This is a genomic window from Oleiphilus sp. HI0079, assembly GCF_001635105.1.
The window spans coordinates 1-833 of sequence record NZ_LWFT01001070.1; the positions used below are offsets into that span (position 1 = coordinate 1).

Here is an 833-nt window from a genome sequence, read left to right on the forward strand (position 1 = left end):
CGCATGATTAGTTGCATGGGTATGACTGCAGGACACGGACTAGACCGTTTCTTATCCAGAACAGTCATTGTGTAGATAGAAAACGATGATGAATTGGTTTTTCTACTTGCGCAGTATTAGAGCCTTTGTTACATTACGCGCCGTTCTCGCGACGAGAAAACGAATTACAGGACTATAGCTCAGTTGGTTAGAGCACCACCTTGACATGGTGGGGGTCGGCAGTTCGAATCTGCCTAGTCCTACCAATTAAAAAACCCGCACTTGTTGCGGGTTTTTTATTGGAAAAAATAAGATGAGAACTGCCGAAGGCGAGTTCGAGCCGAGCAGCACCGCTGCGAGACAACGTCGTTACAGAGTGACGACGGCCCGTAGGGAAGCGAAGCGCATAATCTACCGAATTTTATTCTTCACAAGGAGTCAAAATAGAGCGGAGGTTGATCGTATGATTTCCCGACTGTCATAATGGTTCTTTGTCTTGTTTGTTAATCTCTGTTGGTCTATCTTTAGTGGCAATAAAAACTACTCCACTCCACAAATCTTTAGGGAAGATTTATGTCTTTATACCGACTTTCGAAGGATCGTTTTTTGGCCGCTCTCATCGCTGCATTATTCTTAAGCTCGATCGCTTCAGCATCTGAATCCCCCAAACTCATCGTTCAAATAACCATCGACCAGCTTCGAGCGGATTTGCCTAGTCGGTATTATGATCGGTTTGGCGACAAGGGCTTTAAGTTCTTTTGGGAGAACGGCACGGTTTATTTGGATGCGCATCACGCTCACGCGAATACCGAGACGATTGTAGGCCACACCACTTTGTCTACTGGGGCGCAGCC

1 protein-coding gene and 1 tRNA gene are annotated in these 833 nt (G+C 46.2%); both read left to right on the forward strand.

The features are described 5' to 3' along the window. Positions 1-168 precede the first annotated feature (168 nt). Positions 169-245 (forward strand) — tRNA-Val (locus A3750_RS19070). A 307-nt stretch (positions 246-552) separates the two neighbouring features. Then, positions 553-833, forward strand: a 281-nt coding sequence (locus A3750_RS19075) for an alkaline phosphatase family protein (protein ID WP_197475158.1), incomplete at its 3' end; no start/stop codon positions are given.